21 protein-coding genes and 1 pseudogene are annotated in these 18,234 nt (G+C 40.0%); 14 read left to right on the top strand and 8 right to left on the bottom strand.

Annotation, left to right across the window (positions count from 1 at the left end; all coding sequences use genetic code 11):
• Nucleotides 1–30: 30 nt before the first annotated feature.
• Nucleotides 31–1,008 carry a S66 family peptidase gene (locus AU387_RS18425; RefSeq protein ID WP_059336563.1) on the bottom strand — a complete coding sequence of 326 codons (978 nt, stop codon included), beginning with the start codon at nt 1,006–1,008 and terminating at the stop codon, nt 31–33.
• A 66-nt stretch (nt 1,009–1,074) separates the two neighbouring features.
• Nucleotides 1,075–1,572, bottom strand: coding sequence for a hypothetical protein (locus AU387_RS18420; protein WP_024121710.1), 498 nt, complete (start codon nt 1,570–1,572; stop codon nt 1,075–1,077).
• A 170-nt stretch (nt 1,573–1,742) separates the two neighbouring features.
• Between AU387_RS18420 and AU387_RS18415 the strand changes: the two genes are divergently transcribed.
• Nucleotides 1,743–2,525, top strand: a complete 783-nt coding sequence (locus AU387_RS18415) for a VLRF1 family aeRF1-type release factor (protein ID WP_059336562.1) — start codon at nt 1,743–1,745, stop codon at nt 2,523–2,525.
• A gap of 137 nt (nt 2,526–2,662) precedes the next feature.
• Nucleotides 2,663–3,199 carry a DUF420 domain-containing protein gene (locus AU387_RS18410; protein ID WP_003231280.1) on the top strand — a complete coding sequence of 179 codons (537 nt, stop codon included), beginning with the start codon at nt 2,663–2,665 and terminating at the stop codon, nt 3,197–3,199.
• Nucleotides 3,200–3,291: 92 nt separating this feature from the next.
• On the opposite strand, the gene AU387_RS18405 is transcribed toward AU387_RS18410, so the two are convergent.
• Nucleotides 3,292–3,966 carry a lysozyme family protein gene (locus AU387_RS18405; RefSeq protein WP_024121708.1) on the bottom strand — a complete coding sequence of 225 codons (675 nt, stop codon included), beginning with the start codon at nt 3,964–3,966 and terminating at the stop codon, nt 3,292–3,294.
• A gap of 191 nt (nt 3,967–4,157) precedes the next feature.
• On the opposite strand from AU387_RS18405, the gene czrA reads away from it, so the two are divergent.
• Nucleotides 4,158–4,490, top strand: a complete 333-nt coding sequence (gene czrA, locus AU387_RS18400; RefSeq protein ID WP_024121707.1) for a Zn(II)-responsive metalloregulatory transcriptional repressor CzrA — start codon at nt 4,158–4,160, stop codon at nt 4,488–4,490.
• A gap of 30 nt (nt 4,491–4,520) precedes the next feature.
• On the opposite strand, the gene csk22 is transcribed toward czrA, so the two are convergent.
• Nucleotides 4,521–5,063 carry a mother cell-specific sporulation protein Csk22 gene (gene csk22, locus AU387_RS18395; RefSeq protein WP_044155576.1) on the bottom strand — a complete coding sequence of 181 codons (543 nt, stop codon included), beginning with the start codon at nt 5,061–5,063 and terminating at the stop codon, nt 4,521–4,523.
• A gap of 206 nt (nt 5,064–5,269) precedes the next feature.
• Between csk22 and AU387_RS18390 the strand changes: the two genes are divergently transcribed.
• The 7 genes from AU387_RS18390 (at nt 5,270) to csaA (ending at nt 10,053) form a co-directional block, all read left to right on the top strand.
• A complete protein-coding gene (locus tag AU387_RS18390; protein ID WP_059336561.1) occupies nt 5,270–6,208 on the top strand; it encodes a helix-turn-helix transcriptional regulator in 939 nt (312 codons plus the stop codon).
• Between the two features lie 53 nt (nt 6,209–6,261).
• The gene (locus AU387_RS18385) at nt 6,262–6,747 is read left to right on the top strand and encodes a GyrI-like domain-containing protein (RefSeq protein ID WP_059336560.1); all 486 of its coding nucleotides are present in this window, start codon (nt 6,262–6,264) and stop codon (nt 6,745–6,747) included.
• A 75-nt stretch (nt 6,748–6,822) separates the two neighbouring features.
• Nucleotides 6,823–7,527: an MBL fold metallo-hydrolase gene (locus tag AU387_RS18380; RefSeq protein WP_059336559.1), complete on the top strand. Its 705-nt coding sequence runs from the start codon at nt 6,823–6,825 to the stop codon at nt 7,525–7,527.
• A gap of 2 nt (nt 7,528–7,529) precedes the next feature.
• Entirely contained in the window at nt 7,530–8,105 is a 576-nt protein-coding gene (locus tag AU387_RS18375; RefSeq protein WP_059336558.1) for a TetR/AcrR family transcriptional regulator, read from the top strand.
• A gap of 78 nt (nt 8,106–8,183) precedes the next feature.
• On the top strand, nt 8,184–8,936 hold the full coding sequence (locus AU387_RS18370) for a GNAT family N-acetyltransferase (RefSeq protein ID WP_059293261.1): 753 nt from the start codon (nt 8,184–8,186) through the stop codon (nt 8,934–8,936).
• A complete protein-coding gene (locus AU387_RS18365; RefSeq protein ID WP_059336557.1) occupies nt 8,936–9,658 on the top strand; it encodes an AraC family transcriptional regulator in 723 nt (240 codons plus the stop codon). The genes AU387_RS18370 and AU387_RS18365 overlap by 1 nt, the downstream gene beginning before the upstream one ends.
• A 62-nt stretch (nt 9,659–9,720) precedes the next feature.
• Nucleotides 9,721–10,053 (top strand): chaperone CsaA, encoded by a 333-nt coding sequence (csaA, locus tag AU387_RS18360; RefSeq protein WP_044155587.1) that lies wholly within the window; start codon nt 9,721–9,723, stop codon nt 10,051–10,053.
• A gap of 695 nt (nt 10,054–10,748) precedes the next feature.
• Here csaA and AU387_RS18355 read toward each other — a convergent pair.
• Nucleotides 10,749–11,096 (bottom strand): winged helix-turn-helix transcriptional regulator, encoded by a 348-nt coding sequence (locus AU387_RS18355; RefSeq protein ID WP_059336556.1) that lies wholly within the window; start codon nt 11,094–11,096, stop codon nt 10,749–10,751.
• Between the two features lie 168 nt (nt 11,097–11,264).
• Between AU387_RS18355 and AU387_RS18350 the strand changes: the two genes are divergently transcribed.
• The 4 genes and pseudogenes from AU387_RS18350 to AU387_RS18335 all read left to right on the top strand — a co-directional run.
• Entirely contained in the window at nt 11,265–12,011 is a 747-nt protein-coding gene (locus AU387_RS18350) for an SDR family NAD(P)-dependent oxidoreductase (protein ID WP_059336555.1), read from the top strand.
• A 193-nt stretch (nt 12,012–12,204) separates the two neighbouring features.
• On the top strand, nt 12,205–12,648 hold the full coding sequence (locus AU387_RS18345) for an IS3 family transposase (protein ID WP_059336554.1): 444 nt from the start codon (nt 12,205–12,207) through the stop codon (nt 12,646–12,648).
• Between the two features lie 216 nt (nt 12,649–12,864).
• Nucleotides 12,865–15,468, top strand: coding sequence for a phosphoenolpyruvate synthase (ppsA, locus tag AU387_RS18340; RefSeq protein ID WP_059336553.1), 2,604 nt, complete (start codon nt 12,865–12,867; stop codon nt 15,466–15,468).
• Between the two features lie 294 nt (nt 15,469–15,762).
• A pseudogene (locus AU387_RS18335) lies at nt 15,763–16,092 on the top strand (Y-family DNA polymerase); the annotation flags it as partial.
• 46 nt (nt 16,093–16,138) lie between these two features.
• Here the strand turns inward: AU387_RS18335 and AU387_RS21730 are convergent.
• The 3 genes from AU387_RS21730 to AU387_RS20835 form a co-directional block, all read right to left on the bottom strand.
• The gene (locus AU387_RS21730) at nt 16,139–16,282 is read right to left on the bottom strand and encodes a hypothetical protein (protein WP_162264507.1); all 144 of its coding nucleotides are present in this window, start codon (nt 16,280–16,282) and stop codon (nt 16,139–16,141) included.
• Complete coding sequence (locus tag AU387_RS18330) at nt 16,272–17,402, bottom strand: response regulator aspartate phosphatase (protein ID WP_059336552.1); 1,131 nt, start codon at nt 17,400–17,402, stop codon at nt 16,272–16,274. Before AU387_RS18330 ends, AU387_RS21730 begins: the two co-directional genes overlap by 11 nt.
• A 502-nt stretch (nt 17,403–17,904) precedes the next feature.
• Nucleotides 17,905–18,165, bottom strand: coding sequence for a hypothetical protein (locus tag AU387_RS20835; RefSeq protein WP_082687961.1), 261 nt, complete (start codon nt 18,163–18,165; stop codon nt 17,905–17,907).
• Between the last annotated feature and the right edge of the window lie 69 nt (nt 18,166–18,234).

Here is an 18,234-nt window from a genome sequence, read left to right as displayed (position 1 = left end):
CTTGTCATATGCCCTCGTGCAGTAAGCTGTTTAATGCTTGTCGATCCATATTCGTGATTTGCCCGAATCAGCTTCAATCCTGCATGTTCCCCCTATAGGGAACGTGGCAATTGGAGAGGTATGCCCGGCATTTATGTTTGCGATGACGGGGAGGCCGGATAATTCTTTTTTTGATCTAATCATGGCTTTTACATGATCTATTGATACGTTTGATGCTTTTTGGAACCTGCCGATCAATATCCCCTTTACATTTGAAAAAGAAGGGAGGTGGATGAGCGATTGTAAATCGCGGTCAAACATATTTGCGTCTGACATATAATCATCTTCAATCAGTAAAATTGTATTTTCTGTTTCAGGAAAATACTCCGTGCCCTGCAGCAAATTAAGTGTACACAGGTTGCCGCCAATCAATGTGCCTTCAGCATAACCATCCTGGATCACATTAGGACCGGAATGAGGGTGAAAGTGCCTGTTTTCTTGATCTGAAAACCATTGATCATCACTCCACTCTTGTGATGGCAGGATTTCAAAGGCTTCATCCGAAGCGCAGCAAGCCAGAAAATAATCTTTTATATAGTCCAAGCCTTTTTTCATTGCAAATGTAGAAAAGTGGGGGCCTGAATATGTAACGAGACCGGTTTTTTGATAAATAGCATTGGCGAGAGCCGTAATATCGGAATAGCCGCAAAGAATTTTTGGATTCTGTTTGATTTTCTCGTAATCAAGATAACGCAGCAGCTGATTGCTGTTGAATCCGCCGAGTGTTGTTAAAATAGCTTTGACGTTGGGAGCAAAAAAGGCGCTGTGCAGATCACTTACTCTTGATTCGATAGAGGATGACTGGAATTCGTTTAATTCCTCTGCGTGTTCAGCAATGGTCACCCGAAAACCCAATCGTTCTAATGTCGTTTTTGCGTGCAACTTTGCTTCATTTGTTAATACGGACATGCTGGTGGCGGGAGACACAATTCGAATTTCGTCTCCCGGTTTCAGTTTGGGTGCAAACACTCTTCAGGTCCTCCTAAACAGTTTTACACCATTACAGCATATCTCGGCATATTCTTCCAGACTTTTTTAGAAATCCGTCCATTTAATGCTTCCTGATTGTGTATCGTAGTCAATGGATACTTCAAATTGATGCTTTTCATAAAAATGAATGAGTCTGTCCACATGATTCCAATCCCGTTTGGCTATATCGCCGGTGACTTTCGGGATATTGCAGTCTCTGGCAATATCTTTTAAATATTTCATACAAATAGAACCGAAGCCGTAATTCGGAGGTCCTTTAATATCCCCAATATGAATGGCATCGTCCTGATAGGATGCTACAAGCGAAAAGCAGCTTTTCCCTCTATAAGCTGTTTCACAATCTGTGAGCATAATCTTGCATGTTTGGCCATCATCAATCGAGGAAACAATCATCCAATCTTCATCTTTCGATTGATCAATACCAAGCACTCTGGCATCTTTCGATAGATCCTTTATATTTTCCTGCATGCGATAAATTTGAAATTCTAAATGATTCAGCTCTTCTTCAAGCTCTTGGCGGTTTTTTTCCTTAGTGGTAATCAAAATCAAACCCCTTTCAAAAAATAGTTAGAAACACAGTAACCAATTGTAGTAGATAGAAGAGGCGTTTGTAAATGATAAATCCATAATTGCTAGAATTTAGTGCAAGGAAGGTTTGATTGGTTTTAAGAGAGGAAAAAGAAAAGTAATCCGTTGCAAAAGGAGGAATATGAATGCCGATTGATTCATTGATTAAGAAATTGCGTTATGTCCAATTGGAACCCCCGGACAAAATTCTCTCGTTATATCTCAACACAGATATGAGGGATCCAGAGCAGCAAGGGGGAGAATGGAAAATTGCCCTTAAGTCAGGGTTCGGCAGATTAAAAGAATATCTGGCAGCAAGTGACCCGGAGGAAGAAAAGTGTCTGAATGCAATCACGGATAAAATCTATCAGCACCTTAACGGAATAGGAAAAAACATGCCGCGCAGCCTCGTGTTTTTTGTTTCGAATAGCGGTATATGGGAAGCGATCAGGCTTCAAATTCCTGTTGAAACAAAATTTTACTGGGAAGAGACAGCTGTACTTGATCAGCTGGAGAATTTGCGCAAAACGTATCCAAGCACGGCTTTTATTTTAACGCAGCAAAATGAAGTAAAAATTATAGAAACCGTTTTAGGCAAAATTGAAGCGGTGGAACATTATGAATATGACGTAATCAATGAATCATGGGAGAGCAGCCAGTCTTCTAAAACCACATCGGCTTCATTAGAAGAGGAACAGCTGAAGAATCATGTAACGGAGAATCAAACGAGACTGTACAAGCGGCTGGCGGCCAACCTCGACCAAAAGGCCGCGGCAAAAAAATGGGAGCGGATGATCATTGCCGGTGAGAAAGAAACGGCTGACATCCTTGATCAGCATATGACCAAACCCATTCACTCGAAAATCCAAAAAAATTTGCTGAATGAAAATGAACATAAGGTTGTTGATCATTTAATGCAAGAGGCATAAATCAAAAGGCTGGTGCTTTTAATGCACCGGCCTTCTGAAGTGTGTCTAATTTCTGACGAAGCCATCGAAAACGTTGACATCTCCGTTGAATTTGCATACGATTTGGATAGCCAGTACAAATTAGGAGAGGTCACCAAATGAATCAAACAGAAAATAAACCGAAAAATTATACTGGAATTGTCCTTACACTGACAGTTCTGATTAACGGTTTAATCGCAGTGCTGTTTTTTATGCCTAAATTAGATCAGTTCAGCCATGCGAATATTCACATTTTGCCGATGCTGAATGCGATATTCAACAGCTTTACGTTTATCTTCTTATTGGCGGCACTGATTATGATTAAACAAAAAAACATTAAGGCGCATAAACGCTTTATTTTAGCAGCTTTTACGACAACATTATTGTTTTTGATTTGCTATGTCACATACCATTCGATTGCGGAGAATACGCTGTATGGCGGAGAAGGTATAATGCGTCCGATTTACTTCTTTATCTTAATTACGCATATCTGCCTTTCTGCAATCATCGTGCCGCTTGCGCTGTTTACGCTGATCAGAGGCTTCAGCATGCAGGTTGAGCGCCATAAAAAAATTGCCAGATGGACAATGCCGCTTTGGCTGTATGTCAGCCTTACAGGCGTTATTGTATATTTGATGATATCACCGTATTATTAAAAGCCATACTTTGTATGGCTTTTTTGAGGTTTGTAAGCATAACAAAAGCCCAAATATCGTTTTGGGCTTTGTCAGTAAATTGACAGGCTCCTTTAATGAGCCGTTGATTCCATGGTTTCAAGTGTTGCAACTTGTAAAGATTTTTCAACAGTTTTCGTTTTTTCTTTTACTTTTTCCGCGTACGTGTAATCACCGTAGCAATACGGATAACGGAAATTGTTTTCATTTCCTCCGCAAGTATAGAGCCCGGGATTTTTTTCGACTTGCTGCTCGGAGTATTGTTTTGCCAATTCCTCAGTATGCGTTCCTCCATGTTCAGCTACAAAATCAATATAACCTGCCCCCATGTTGTAGCTTTGAATAATCGTATCCAAATCCACACCTTTTTCTTTACCGGTTTTGTACATGAGGGTAAATTGCTTGATGCCTTGTTTAATACTGAGTTGAGGGTCTGTTATCTCATTACGCTTTAACCCTAGAGATTCAGAGGACTGCATCGGATCATTGCCTTTTCCTTTTGACTCCTGATACATCATGCCGAGTATCAGCGATGTGTAATTGGAGAGTCCCCGATTTTCAAGCTCGTCCTCAACCAGCGGTTTATAATCTGTTAAACGTTCGAGGACAATTGTTTTCGTGTCAATCGGAAGTTTTTTGATTAAATCGCGGTTGAACAAAAGCAGGACCAATAAAAAAGAGGCCATGACAAAGACAGAAATCATCATAAAACCCGCAGCAGCGAAACAGCCTTTTCTCTTTTTCTTCACTGTGTTTCACCCTCAATGTTTGCAGCAGTATGACTTTTTCATTATGACACAGAACGTATACCAGACCAAGTGAAAACCTGATTTGAAACATAAATTTAAACTATGAGATTAAATTGGAACAAGAAGAGACAGGTTTGCATGAAAGGACATTTGTTATAAGATAAAATTATGAAATAAGAAAGGTGAGACACATGACTGAATTTCGAGAAACGGACCGTGCGAATGAAACGGTGACCGATTTGGACGAAGAAACTTTATTTCTGGTCGCACAAACCTTCAAAGCGCTTTCTGATCCTACGAGAATCAGAATTCTCCATTTGCTTTCTCAGGGTGAACATGCTGTGAACGGGATCGCGGAGAAACTGAATTTACTGCAATCAACAGTATCCCATCAGCTCAGGTTTTTAAAAAATCTACGGCTCGTGAAATCGCGCAGAGAAGGAACATCAATCTACTATTCTCCCGAGGATGAGCATGTTTTAGATGTGCTTCAGCAAATGATCCATCATACAAGACACGATTAAAAAAGACATCCTTGCTGCCGCATGTCGCGATTAAGCAAGGATGTCTTTTTCTTTACTGTGCCCATTTTGTTCCAGACCGTTTCTGCTGATTTTGATGACAATAGAGGAAAAACCGATATAATATACGGCGATCAGAAAACAGACGCCAATCGTGAAAGGATCAGTACCGATAGACTGGCTGTAAGATCCCAGGCTGTGTAAATCAGGCGCGGCAAGGTACAGCTCTGTTACACGATAAAGAAATCTCGATAGAAATAGGGTTAGCAGAATAAGCTCTACCCAAATATGAGTCCGAAAATAAATTTTTCCTCTGCGTTTTTCAAATGAGAGATTTTTCCTGGCGAAAAAAACCAGCAGACCTCCGCCGAGAATGCCGATAATGAAATATCCGTATAAAAAAGGATGAATGAGACTGAAGATGGTGAGACCGAATGCAAACATTGAAAAAAGAATCATACGAGTAAAAAGCCAGCGAGGCTTCAGCGGCTGATATCCGATGGATCGTTTGATTTTTTTATACAGAAAAAAGACGATAATCACGACAGGATAAACGCTTTGAAGTGTAAGATGCATGATGTGATATCCCCTCCGTTGAGAAGTGTATGCTTATCCGTTTTGAATTAGTAGTCTAAATAAACAATGACCATAAAAAAAGAAGGGGAGGCCCCTGTTTTCATAACATATGCACGATGCCTTTAGGCTGCATAATAGATATGCCCAAGCCTCATAAAATGGTATGATAATATTGGAAAATAAAAGCAGGAGACAAGGTGCGAAAAATGAAACTGGAACGTATGTTAGCGATGGTGATGTTATTAATCAGCAAAAAACAAGTGCAGGCTGCTGAGCTAGCTGATTTGTTTGAAGTATCAGTCAGAACGGTGTACCGAGATATTGATACGATCAGCAGAGCGGGCATTCCGATTGTAACCTCACAAGGCGCCGGGGGCGGGATCAGTGTGATGGAAAGGTATCGGCTTGAAAGAGAGTGGCTGAAAGAAAAGGAGCTATTTGCTATTGCTTCCGCTTTGCAGAGCGTCTCATCGATGTATGAACCCGCTTCTCACAGCGCGGCTTATCAAAAAATAAAACATCTCATACCTGACCAGGCCGCAGAGGCATTTAAGCGTGAAACGGAAAAATGGTTTATTGACATGACGGCATGGGGACAAACAGAGGACCAAAAGGCGCTTCGAGAAAACATCAGTGATGCAATCGATCGGTCGTCAACCATATCATTTACATATACAAACGCAAACGGGGAAACACTTCTCCGTGAAACAGAGCCTTACACGTTGGTGTGCAAGACAGGCCGCTGGTATTTATACGCCTACTGTCTGGTTAGAAACGATTTCCGCTTTTTTAAATTAAGCCGGATGAAAGATCTGACTGTTTTACAGCAATCATATAAGAGAAAAGACATACAGCTGGATACTCTGCCTTGGGATGCGAATTGGTATCGAAAGGATCGTTTAACTGAGCTGGTCATTCTTGTCCAGCCCGGTGCGCATCAGCGTATAAGTGAATGGTTTGGAAATGATGTCCTTCTATTTGATGATAATGAAGCCTGCCGAGCGGTGATATCTCTGCCTGAGGATCAATGGCTGATCGGTTTCTTGCTGCAATTTGGCAAGGATATTGAGGTCCTGGAACCCCTTCATATCCGGGAAAAGGTAAAAGAAACGATTTTTCATATGCAAAAAATATATGAAACCTGACACAATGCTGTCAGGTTTCTTCTTTTATAATCTAGGTAAAAAGGAGGTATCATATGAGCTATTCACATATGACACATTTAGAACAAAAGCGCTTTTCAGGGCTGTCACAAAGAACAAGCAATGCATTGGAAATGACGGAAAAAAGACAAATCCCGCTCTTATGGAATCGATTTTGGCAGCAGGATACGAGCGTGTTACTTCCGCCTAATAAAAAGGATCAGAGCATTATCGCTTTATACTCTCATTACGAACAGCAGGAGAATGGGTTTTACACATTTTCTGTCGGCGCTTTTACCGAGCATAGCGACATACTTCCGGAACCTTATGAGGATATATATTTACCAGCTTCCGCTTATGCTGTTTTTACTTCAAGAATCGGTCCTATTGAAGACATTGTACTCGACACATGGAAGGAAATCTGGTCTTGGGACAAGCGCCATTTGCGTACGTTTTCAGGAGACTTTGAGCAATATGATCAAAGTGCGCTTTCACCGCAGCGGGCGCAGGTTAAAATATTTGTCGCCATAAACTTGGTATAACACTCTTGAAAAACTAATGGTATTAGTTAATAATAAAACTAACACCATTAGTTTTTTATTCAGGAGGAGTATCATATGAGAATCATTCAGAATCAAACTGTGCGGCAGCTGACGTTTTATCCGACATTATTTCCGGTCAATTGTTATCTTGTAGAGGAAGAAAATGAAGTAACCTTAATTGATACTGGTCTTCCGAACAGCTATAAAGGGATTATCCAAGCAGTGAATCAGCTTGGAAAACCGTTACAACACATTTTATTGACTCATGCGCACGGTGATCATGTCGGTTCGCTGGATGCACTGTCCCAAGCTTTCCCTCATGCAAAGGTTGTCATATCCGAGCGTGATTCATTTTTGTTAAAAGGTGATGTTTCTTTGCGAAAAGATGAACCGCAGACGCCTATAAAAGGAGGAATTCCAAAAAATATCAAAACAAAGCCTGACGCTTTGCTGGCGGGTGGTGAAACAATCGGTTCTCTCCTTGCGATTTCAAGCCCAGGTCATACCCCGGGAAGCATGTCGTTTCTGGACACAAGAAACGGAATTGTAATAGCTGGGGATGCATTTCAATTACGCGGGGGAATAGCCGTCTCAGGCCAGATGAGATGGTCATTTCCTTTTCCTGCCTTCGCCACTTGGAATAAGGAGGCTGCTGTAAGAAGCGCGGAATGGCTTGTTGACAAGGCGCCGAGCTGTCTTGCGGTCGGACATGGGAATTTCCTTGCTTCACCAGAACAATTGATGAAATTAGCAATTCAAAAAGCAAAGAAGGGGATCTGACCATGTCACCGAGAGCAGGATTGCATCAAAAGATGATTATAGAGGCGGCGGCAGAGATTGCTGATCAGGAAGGAATAAACGGCGTGACGCTAGCCGCACTCTCTAAAAAAATGAATGTACGGCCCCCGTCTCTGTATAATCACATAAGCGGGCTGCAGGGAATCAGAACAGAGCTTGCCGTTAGCGGTTTGACAAGGCTTTTTGATCAGATGGCTGATTCCGTCAAAGAACAGAAGGGGGAGTCCGCCTTGCTATCTTTAGGCGATGCATATGTTGGGTTTGCAGTTGAAAATCCGGGTTATTATGAAGCGACTTTGCTTAAAATTCAAGATGAAAGAGCTGAAAGCCTGTCAAACCAGATTGTCCGTCTTGTCACGAAACTGCTTATTGACAGCGGTTATGCAAACGAACAGACTGTGATCCATGCAACAAGAGGGCTGCGAAGCTTGCTGCACGGATTCGCGACTTTAATCGGAAAAGAAGCGTTTGAATTAAAGGAAGACATTTCAGACAGCTTAGCATTTTCAATTCGATTATTTCTATCGGGTCTGTCAATAAACAATAAAAGTATTATGTAAACTAAATAATATATGTCTTATATTTCTGAATATTGTATAATAAATCATGCAGTATATATAAGGGAGAGGCAAGAGGCTATGCATGATATTTACAAAATTGAGCAATTAGCGGCAGCATCATGGCCGTCTTATATTCAAAAAAGAATGGGGAAATGGCTTCTCAGAGCGAATTTTGGCGTAACCAAACGGGCGAACAGCGTATGGACATCGGCGGACATGCCAGAAGGAGATTACCAAAAAGAGATCGAGCATTTCTATAAAAGTTTAGGTCTGCCCGTTTGTGTTCAAATCAGTGACGCATCTCCGGAAGGACTGGATGATGCGCTGGCAGACAGCGGATATGAAAAGATTGATGAATGTTTTCAAATGACAGCAACATGCTGCGATATTTTAGATCGTACTTTTGACAACAGCCGATTTACATATAAGTGGGAGCGGGAGTCATCGTCTTCATGGATTGATGATTTTATCCGATTGGAAGCATTTTCACCCGAACGGCATTGCGGCTATACAAGCATTTTCAAACGAATGCAGCCGTGTAAAACCTTTTTCACTATGTATGACCAAGGCAGCCTGACAGCAGTGGGCACGGCTTCCGTTATCGATGGCTATGGCGGACTCAGCAACGTTGTAGTAGCAAAGGAACATAGAGGAAAAGGGGCAGGGACCCAAGTCATCAGGGCTCTGACTGAATGGTCAATGAACAATGGAGCTAAGTATATGTACTTGCAAGTGATGAAAGAAAACACAGCCGCCGTTTCTTTGTATGAAAAAATCGGGTTCTCGCCTATATCGGAACACCATTACCGGATCAAAAAGGAGGATGGCTGATGAATTCGCTTCAAGAGATTATCTGTGAAAAACGGACATATACACGCCTTTATTCCTCACATAAGCACGCATACAGCCAATTTCTTTTTCCCCTTGAAGGGAATATCGATCTTGAAACAGAGGATCGGCAGGTCAAATTAAAGCCGGATCAATTTTTATATATTCCGCCAGAGTGCGAGCATCGGTTCCGCTCTATTGGCAGAAATGAATGTCTTGTGCTGGATGTGCCGCTTCAGGCGATGAAAATTGAGGAGCATCATGCAGCCGCAGGGATTGAAGCTGCAATCGATCCTTTTTGGTCTTCGATCAGGCACTTATTAATAGAGGAAGCAAACACACGCTCAGCGCACACGCTCCACCTGCTTGTTCAATACATAAAAGAAAAACTGCAAACCCATACTCATGCGTCAATCGCATACATCCATAGCCATTTGTCTGAGCCGCTGACAATACAAAAGCTGGCGAAAATTGAACATTATCACCCAGCTTACTATTCAAGCTGGTTTAAGAAACAGACCGGTAAGTCCCCTCAAGTCTATATAGCTGACCTCCGTCTTGAGGAAGCGAAACGGATGCTGATTGAGAAAAATGTTACGCTGACTGTCGTGAGTCAATCGCTCGGTTTTCAAAACCTTTCTTCTTTTACAAGATGGTTTGCAAAAAGTACAGGTGTATCGCCCCGAATGTACCGGAATACCTTTCATTCAGATAAAAAAAGATGAGCTTTTGGTTAAACATTTAGCTGGTGTCTCTTTTAAAATAGTAAGAAAAAGGAGATATAATGATGGCTGTAATTGAAGATTTTGAAAAACTGGATATCAGAACTGGCACCATTATCAAAGCGGAAGAGTTCCCTGAAGCAAGAGTCCCGGCGATTAAACTGTTCATTGATTTTGGAGAAGAAATCGGCATTAAACAATCAAGCGCGCAAATCACAAAGCGCTATTGCTCAGAAGAACTGGCCAACACACAAATTATCGCTGTCGTGAACTTCCCGCCGCGCCGAATTGCAGGTTTTAAATCCGAAGTCTTAGTCCTCGGCGGCATTCCCGGTCAAGGCGATGTCGTCCTGCTTCAGCCTGAACAACCATTACCAAACGGAACAAAAATCGGATAACACAAAAAAGACGTTTGCCTAAGAGGCAAACGTCTTTGCGTATTGAGGCGATGCACCACACGCCACATTCGTGTGTGCCGCAAAGGGCATGTACATCGGCTTACACAATTCAGCTCATCGCTATATGAATATAGCATGACGGATGAGGAAATGCAAGGAGTACTTTGTTATTTTATGTTTGAGTTTACTGTGAAAATATGAACTGAAGAGAGATAGGGTAGATTACTGTACAATGATTAGTTTGTATTGGATGATTTGAAACAGGTAAAAGTCATTTTATGACCTGAGTGTGACCCGAAGTGTACATGTAAGAGTTGTCATAAACATAGTTAAATCAATAAAAACGTACTAAATAATAAGGTGAATACAGGGGAGTAGTGTGACCTGGATTTTTAATTCAGGTCTTTTTTTATGCACAAAAAAATGCCTATCTAGAGATCATAGGCATTAAATATTATTATCAATATCTTCATTTATTTTTTGGCTAAGTTTCTGAACCTTCTCTTTAACATTTGAAACAGCTCTTTTTTGAATTTCATCAAAGTTCTCCTGAATATAGTCCATGACACTTCTTATTAGAACTTCACTTTCAAAATTGAATATCTCATTTATTTTTGACTGTTCTTCATCTGTTAGGTGATGGTATTGAAGTTGTTTAGCATTTACTTCAGCAGCTACATCAATCCTAACTTTAGTTATTCTGGTTGTACAATTTCATATTCACCTTCTGCATACTCTTGCTCCGCATAATGACTTCCCCATTGACAGAGCTCCTGCAAGATAGGTTTAAGAGATTCTCCAAGTTCAGTGGATGAATATTCAACCTTCGGCGGTACTTGATTATACATCTTTCTGCTCACAAGTCCACTGTCTTCAAGCTCTCTAAGTGTTTGAATCAGCATTTTCTGAGTTATATTTGGGACAATGCGCTTTAATTCACTCGTTCTCTTTGGTCCATTCATTAAAAAGTATAATACAAGGCCTTTCCATTTTCCGCCAATAACTTCCTTTGTCACTTCGAACCCACAGCTAAATTTTTTCATGTCTAAAGCTCTCCATTCCACATTTATTACTTTTTAGTTACTATATCACAAAAAAGTGGGTACTTCCGATAATGTGCTTACTGAAGGATACTATATCTTGTAAGTTGTTCTTCAAGTACTTAAAGGTACTAGATATAAAATAAAATTAATTCTAAAGGAGTGTTAAGTATGGGTAAATTTGAAGGTAAAATAGCGCTTGTAACGGGTGGAACAAGTGGGATTGGTCTTGCTACAGCACAAAAATTTGTAAACGAAGGTGCATATGTTTATATCACGGGACGTAGACAAAACGAACTTGATAAAGCTGTTAACCAAATTGGCAAGAACGTAACCGGTGTTCAAGGTGATATTTCTAAGCTTGAAGACTTAGACAAACTATATGACATTATAAAGCAGGAAAAAGGTAAGCTGGACATTCTTTTTGCTAATGCAGGCACCGGCAACTTCCTTCCATTAGGTGAAATTACTGAAGAGCAGGTTGATAGAACGTTCGACATTAACGTTAAAGGAACCATCTTTACTGTTCAAAAAGCGTTATCACTATTCCCGGACAAAGTAGGTTCTATTATTGTAACGGGCTCTACTGCTGGATCAATTGGCAACCCAGCGTTTAGTGTATATGGAGCATCAAAAGCAGCATTAAGGGCACTAGTTCGCAACTGGATTCTTGACCTAAAAGGTACTGAAATCCGTGTAAATGTGGTTAGTCCAGGAGTTATTCTTACACCTGCATACGATGAGCTTTTTGGTGATGCACTTGAAGGAGCAATGGAAAATGCCAGAAATACTGTTCCAGCTGGAAAAGTTGGGACACCTGAAGAAGTAGCAAACGCTGTATCTTTCCTTGCTTCAGACGAAAGCAGTTACTTGACGGGTGTTGAATTGTTCGTAGATGGCGGGCTAGCACAGGTATAATTTAACTGCGCAGAGATTACAAATAGTCCCCAAAAAAGGTTAATGGGGATTTACTTGAAGAAGTCGTATAAAAAAGTCGTTTTCCTTAAAGGACAGGGGGGACTGACCCCATAAGATGAGACAAATAAAAAACACCTTCAAGTTTGAAAACGGATGATTGTTAGCCGAAATTAGACTTGGAGGTGTTTTTTGCATGGGAACAAGAGTGAGTTATTCGATTGAAGTCAAACAGAAGGCTGTAGAAATGAGATTGGCAGGCGTGCCTATGAAAGAGATCATGCAGGAATTGAATATCAAGAATAAGACGCAGGTTCAGACATGGGTTAGATGGCATAAGGCTGGGGATACACATCGATTAGAACAGCCTGTTGGAAAGCAATACACTTATTATGAGTATCAGAAAGCTGTTAAAACAAAAGGCATTACCAAGAGCATGTCCCGCAAAGGGACGCCCGCTGATAATGCCTCCATCGAATCGTTTCATTCCTCACTAAAGTCTGAAACGTTCTATCTTAACAGCATTGATCGAACCACGACCGCCATCGTAGAACGCACTGTCAAAGAATACATTTATTATTATAACAACATTCGTATTCAAACGAAACTAAACAGCCAATCACCGATAAGCTATCGGTGATTGGCTGTTTAAAAGGTGTTTTGATCCCTGTCTCAAAAACGGGGGTCAGTCCCAAATAGCCCAGGTTCTTTTTATATTGCACAATAATAGACACGGTGATATAATCAGACTACGTGTGCTTTCTGTATAAAAAGTTATAGATATCCATCTTATATTTTTAATATATCATACTGAAAAGCTCTTTGTCAATTATTATTTTTGAAGGGGAGATGTAGAATGAGTTCTTTGGTTCTTGGTTTTCACGAAATTGAAAAAACACAGCATTTGCTTGTTGGAGGGAAAGGATTAAATTTAGGGGAATTATCTAAAATTCAAGGTCTGCAAGTACCAGAAGGATTTTGTGTCACAACAGTAGGATATCAAAAAGCCATCGAACAAAACGAAACGTTACAAGTGTTGTTGGATCAATTGGCCATGCTAAAAGTTGAGGATCGAGAACAAATTGGTAAAATCAGCAGAAAGATTCGACAAATCATTATGGAAGTTGAAATTCCTTCCGATGTTGTGAAAGCAGTTGCTCACTATCTCTCCCAGTTTGGCGAGGAACATGCCTATGCCGTGCGTTCGAGTGCGACTGCTGAAGATTTACCACATGCCTCTTTTGCCGGTCAGCAAGATACCTATTTAAATATTATCGGCAGAGAAGCGATCTTGCTGCATATCAGCAAATGCTGGGCTTCCCTATTTACGGATCGCGCGGTAATCTACCGCATGCAAAATGGATTCGACCATACCCAAGTTTATTTATCTGTTATCATTCAAAGGATGGTTTTCCCACAGACTTCGGGGATTTTATTTACCGCTGATCCAATCACTTCCAACAGAAAGGTGTTATCCATCGATGCCGGTTTTGGACTTGGTGAAGCACTGGTCTCTGGCTTGGTATCTGCCGATTGTTATAAAGTACAGGATGGGCAAATCGTCGATAAGATGATAGCAGCCAAAAAATTGGCTATCTATGGACGAAAAGAAGGAGGAACAGAAACACAGCAGATCGAGCCTACTCAGCAAAATACTCAAACACTTACTGATGAACAAATTCTACAACTGGCACGCATCGGGAGACAGATCGAAGCCCACTTTGGTTGCCCGCAAGATATCGAATGGTGTTTGGTTGACGATACTTTTTATATTGTCCAGAGTCGTCCAATCACAACTTTATACCCCATCCCTGAAGCGAGCGATCAAGAAAATCACGTCTATATCTCTGTTGGTCATCAACAAATGATGACGGATCCCATAAAACCATTGGGATTGTCTTTTTTTCTGTTGACGACTTCTGCACCCATGCATAAAGCTGGTGGAAGGTTATTTGTTGATGTCACACATAATCTGGCATCACCTGACAGCAGAGAATTTTTATTAAATGGCATGGGACAACACGATCCGCTCTTAAAAGACGCACTTATGACCACAATTGAGCGACGAGATTTCATTAAGTCGATACCAAATGATAAAACAGCAACGATTCCCAACCGAAGTAATAATACAGATATGCTGTCACAATTCGAGAACGATCCGACAATCGTTTCTAATTTGATTAAGCGAAGTCAAACATCGATAGAAGAGTTAAAACAAAACATCCAAACGAAATCGGGATCGGATTTGTTTGATTTTATTCTCGAAGATATCCAGCAATTAAAGAAGATCTTATTTGACCCACAAAGTTCAGCTGTGTTTATGGCTGCTATAAATGCTACATCATGGATTAACGAAAAAATGAACGAGTGGTTAGGCGAAAAAAACGCAGCAGATACGCTTTCTCAATCTGTACCTCATAATATTACTTCAGAAATGGGTCTTGCGCTATTGGACGTCGCAGACGTGATCCGTCCTTATCCAGAAGTAATTTCTTATTTACAGCATGTAAAAAATGATCACTTTTTGGATGAGCTGGTTGAGTTTGAAAATGGACAGAAAATCCAAGACGCTATCTATGCTTATCTCAACAAATACGGGATGCGATGTGCTGGAGAAATTGATATTACAAGAACTCGGTGGAGCGAAAAACCAACTACACTTGTCCCAATGATTCTTAATAATATCAAAAACTTTGAGCCTAATGCCAGCCATCGGAAATTTGAGCAAGGGCGACAGGAGGCTTTGAAGAAAGAACAAGAGCTATTAGATCGATTGAAGCAATTACCGGATGGTGAACAAAAAGCCAAAGAAACCAAACGAATGATCGACATAATCCGGAATTTCATCGGTTATCGGGAATATCCAAAATACGGCATGGTTAATCGCTACTTCGTTTATAAGCAGGCTTTACTGAAAGAAGCCGAACAACTCGTAAAAGTGGGCGTTATTCATGAAAAAGAAGATATCTACTATCTCACTTTTGAAGAACTTCACGAAGTCGTACGCACAAATAAACTGGATTACCAAATCATAAGCAAACGAAAAGACGAGTATAAATTATATGAAAAACTATCTCCACCACGTGTTATCACGTCTGATGGTGAAATCATGACGGGCGAGTACAAACGAGAAAATCTCCCAGCTGGAGCGATTGTAGGTCTCCCTGTTTCCTCCGGAGTTATAGAGGGGCGAGCACGTGTCATCTTAAACATGGAAGATGCTGATCTAGAAGCTGGAGATATATTAATCACTTCCTTTACTGACCCTAGCTGGACACCATTGTTTGTATCCATAAAAGGCCTAGTCACCGAAGTTGGTGGACTGATGACCCATGGAGCAGTGATAGCGCGTGAATATGGCTTACCTGCAGTTGTTGGAGTTGAAAATGCTACCAGATCAATCAAAGACGGGCAACGAATTCGTGTGAATGGAACAGAAGGGTACATTGAAATATTGTAATGGCTTATCAATTGAGATCTTGTTATAATGGACGACCTTAAATGGATAAAAGAACGGTTATACTGTTCATTCTTTTATCTCTTGAGCAGAGATAAGGACACTTAGTGAATGTTGAATATTTGATGGCTTGCTACACACATTGAGGCCATAGCTATTCTTCGACAAGATTAGAGAGTCGATGAAATATAAAAAAATGAAAAAAATAATACTCTAACAATAAGCAAAGCCGGATCCCCATAGAGTGGGGATCCGGCTTTTTTATGTAATAATTGCTTAGCGTGGGAAATCCGCATTGCAGGAAAAGAAGATCCTGAAGAAATGGCCAAAGCAATCCAAAGCAGCATGTGGAGAGAATTTGGTTTGATGTGCACAGTAGGTATTGGAGACAATATGTTACTCAGTAAGCTTGCACTTGACCTGGAGAGTAAGAAAACAAATGCACGTTGGAGATATGAAGATGTGCCAAATAAGGCTTTAGAATGTTCATTCGTTGTTGTCTAAAATGGGGATAGGAGGGAGGGTAGAAAGGAACCTGAACCGAATGGGGATATCGACTGTAGGCCAGTTAGCCAAGTTTCCCTTAGAGCTGCTTGAACAAAGTTCAGAATAAAGGGTAACAAGTTGGTGGACATAAGAGTTAAAACCCTTCTCATTGAGAAGGGTTTTAACATTAAACAAAAAACTTGGTTGGTTGAATAGAAGTAATGTTCCTTTTAGCTTCATGGAATTCTTGGTCATTCGAGGATGAAAAGCCACTAAACACTGCTAATCCAACGAAAACTGACAAGGTGGCTAATGCAAGTTTAAATTTCATATAAACACTCTCCTCTTTGTATTTGGATTCGGACATCCACCATGGCGTCAAAAAAGGTGGTTGAGTTTTCAAATTGCCCTATCTCCTTACAATAATTAGCCGTGTCGAGTGCTAATTCCTCTAAATCTGGATACATAACATTATCTTTAAGTACAGAAAAAGTTCGGAAAACTGTGCGTTTATCTATAGAGTCGATATATAAAGCCTTTAAGTAATTAAACTCAGCAATTAAGACATCGTCATTTATTGCTTTTGCTTTCTCGATTCCTTTTTTGTAAAGAACCAAGGCTTTTTCAATATCCTTCATTTTAAAGTGAATTTGTGTCAGCGTAAATAACGTGTGAGGGAGGAGATCGCTTTTATCTCTTTCATACAATGAAACTGCTTGTTCAATATATTCAGCAGCTTTGTCATACTCTTTCATCTTATAATAACAGTTTCCCAAATTATATAATGATGCACCAATTAGTTTATGTTTGTTTATGGCTTTTGAGTCTTTTAGGGCTCTCTGAAGATGGGGAACTGCTTTTTCATGACTTTCCAGATCATCAAAGTTGCCTGCTACAACAAATGCACATTGTATTCGGCGAACAGTATAAGTTTTTTGGTCTTTATAAATGTTAAGGGCTGCTTCAGCATAGTGCATTGATACATGGGTTTGTTTCATGTGATAATACACTTCAGCCATTTTGAAATAAAACTCAGCTCGTTCAATTTCATCTGTTACTAAAGCAAGCTTTTTCTCAGCAATTTTATATGACCTTATTGCATTTATATAATCCTTCTTATCAAATTCATACATTCCTCTAAAGAAATTGCAGTAGTATTCCAGGACACCTTTAAGCTTTGTTTGGCTGCTTTCGATCTTTTCTAATAAGTCTGAAATTTTAGGACGTGCTTCATTCAATGACTTAGGTTCAAGGTAATCCAGCATTAGCTGATGACGAAAACACATTAGAGAATAATACAGCAATAAGTCTTGGTCTTCCTTCATATGTTTAATTTCTTCTTCAATCTCTGCTTTCAATATCTCTGAATCTGGAACGGCGAACATCCGTATGTATTTATACCACTCATTGATTTTAACTCCAACCGTGGATGACGGAATTAATTGCTCCATTGAAATCCCTCCCTCTATGTATCCAATAGACTAAATATGTAATATTTTATCATATTTACGTGTTTAAGGAAGATTAACGTTTTCTTAAAAAGCGAAAAAAATACCCTCCTCGATTAAGAGAAGGGTAGGGGTTTTATTTCGGTAAATCAAAATCCATTGCTTGTTCACTATCAGAAATACCTTGAGAGTTGTCGGGTCAACAATGATTCCCATTGCAGTTAAAAAAGTTAGAAGTGCATTAAATTTCTCTGTCAAATTGTCACCCAATACCGTCAAGTCGTATATCGTACACGATCCTAGTACTTATATTACATCTAAGGGTTAATCAGTCGAGATCATTGAGGAATCAAAATATAGCCAAGTGATTGTTATTACTCAGCGCAACAGAAAAGAAGGAACCAGCAAAAGTAGATATTACGGTTGATTTCATAAATAAAAGATCACATAGGAAGAAACACCTTGCTTAAAACAAGAAAAAGGAGCTAAAAAGCCGCTTATAAGTTTAAACAACTTTTGTATAAATAGCCTTATAAAATCCTATTGAGTAATCAAAATAAAAATTTGTAAGAGTATAAGTATAACCATTGTATTCAAGAGAAGGCTTGAAGTTTGGTATGGGACTAAGCTGATATATGGTGTCGTACTCATATTCATCATTTTTCACAACAACTTCAGATGATACATTCGTTGCCAAGGCAGGAACAGCGGATATTAGCATGCCGAATGTTAAAGCAGAACTCAATAAAATTTTCCGAGGGTTCAATTATATCAACTCCATTTACATATTATTCATTTATTATGCAATATCTGGAGTTTATTTAGAAGTGAATGA

Source organism: Bacillus halotolerans (assembly GCF_001517105.1).
GTDB classification, from domain to species: Bacteria; Bacillota; Bacilli; order Bacillales; family Bacillaceae; genus Bacillus; species Bacillus halotolerans.
Note: the sequence above shows the minus strand (reverse complement) of the source record. Positions and strands in the feature narration are given on the sequence as shown.

Excerpts from the sequence above, each read along its gene's own strand:
- AU387_RS18410 (WP_003231280.1), top strand. The coding sequence starts at position 2,663 with ATGAATCAAACAGAAAATAAACCGAAAAATTATACTGGAATTGTCCTT.
- AU387_RS18380 (WP_059336559.1), top strand. The coding sequence starts at position 6,823 with ATGAGAATCATTCAGAATCAAACTGTGCGGCAGCTGACGTTTTATCCG.
- csk22 (WP_044155576.1), bottom strand. The coding sequence starts at position 5,063 with ATGCATCTTACACTTCAAAGCGTTTATCCTGTCGTGATTATCGTCTTT.
- AU387_RS18370 (WP_059293261.1), top strand. The coding sequence starts at position 8,184 with ATGCATGATATTTACAAAATTGAGCAATTAGCGGCAGCATCATGGCCG.
- AU387_RS18385 (WP_059336560.1), top strand. The coding sequence starts at position 6,262 with ATGAGCTATTCACATATGACACATTTAGAACAAAAGCGCTTTTCAGGG.
- AU387_RS18415 (WP_059336562.1), top strand. The coding sequence starts at position 1,743 with ATGCCGATTGATTCATTGATTAAGAAATTGCGTTATGTCCAATTGGAA.
- czrA (WP_024121707.1), top strand. The coding sequence starts at position 4,158 with ATGACTGAATTTCGAGAAACGGACCGTGCGAATGAAACGGTGACCGAT.
- AU387_RS18365 (WP_059336557.1), top strand. The coding sequence starts at position 8,936 with ATGAATTCGCTTCAAGAGATTATCTGTGAAAAACGGACATATACACGC.
- AU387_RS18390 (WP_059336561.1), top strand. The coding sequence starts at position 5,270 with ATGAAACTGGAACGTATGTTAGCGATGGTGATGTTATTAATCAGCAAA.
- AU387_RS21730 (WP_162264507.1), bottom strand. The coding sequence starts at position 16,282 with ATGAAATTTAAACTTGCATTAGCCACCTTGTCAGTTTTCGTTGGATTA.
- csaA (WP_044155587.1), top strand. The coding sequence starts at position 9,721 with ATGGCTGTAATTGAAGATTTTGAAAAACTGGATATCAGAACTGGCACC.
- AU387_RS18355 (WP_059336556.1), bottom strand. The coding sequence starts at position 11,096 with ATGAAAAAATTTAGCTGTGGGTTCGAAGTGACAAAGGAAGTTATTGGC.
- AU387_RS18375 (WP_059336558.1), top strand. The coding sequence starts at position 7,530 with ATGTCACCGAGAGCAGGATTGCATCAAAAGATGATTATAGAGGCGGCG.
- ppsA (WP_059336553.1), top strand. The coding sequence starts at position 12,865 with ATGAGTTCTTTGGTTCTTGGTTTTCACGAAATTGAAAAAACACAGCAT.
- AU387_RS18345 (WP_059336554.1), top strand. The coding sequence starts at position 12,205 with ATGGGAACAAGAGTGAGTTATTCGATTGAAGTCAAACAGAAGGCTGTA.
- AU387_RS18350 (WP_059336555.1), top strand. The coding sequence starts at position 11,265 with ATGGGTAAATTTGAAGGTAAAATAGCGCTTGTAACGGGTGGAACAAGT.
- AU387_RS18330 (WP_059336552.1), bottom strand. The coding sequence starts at position 17,402 with ATGGAGCAATTAATTCCGTCATCCACGGTTGGAGTTAAAATCAATGAG.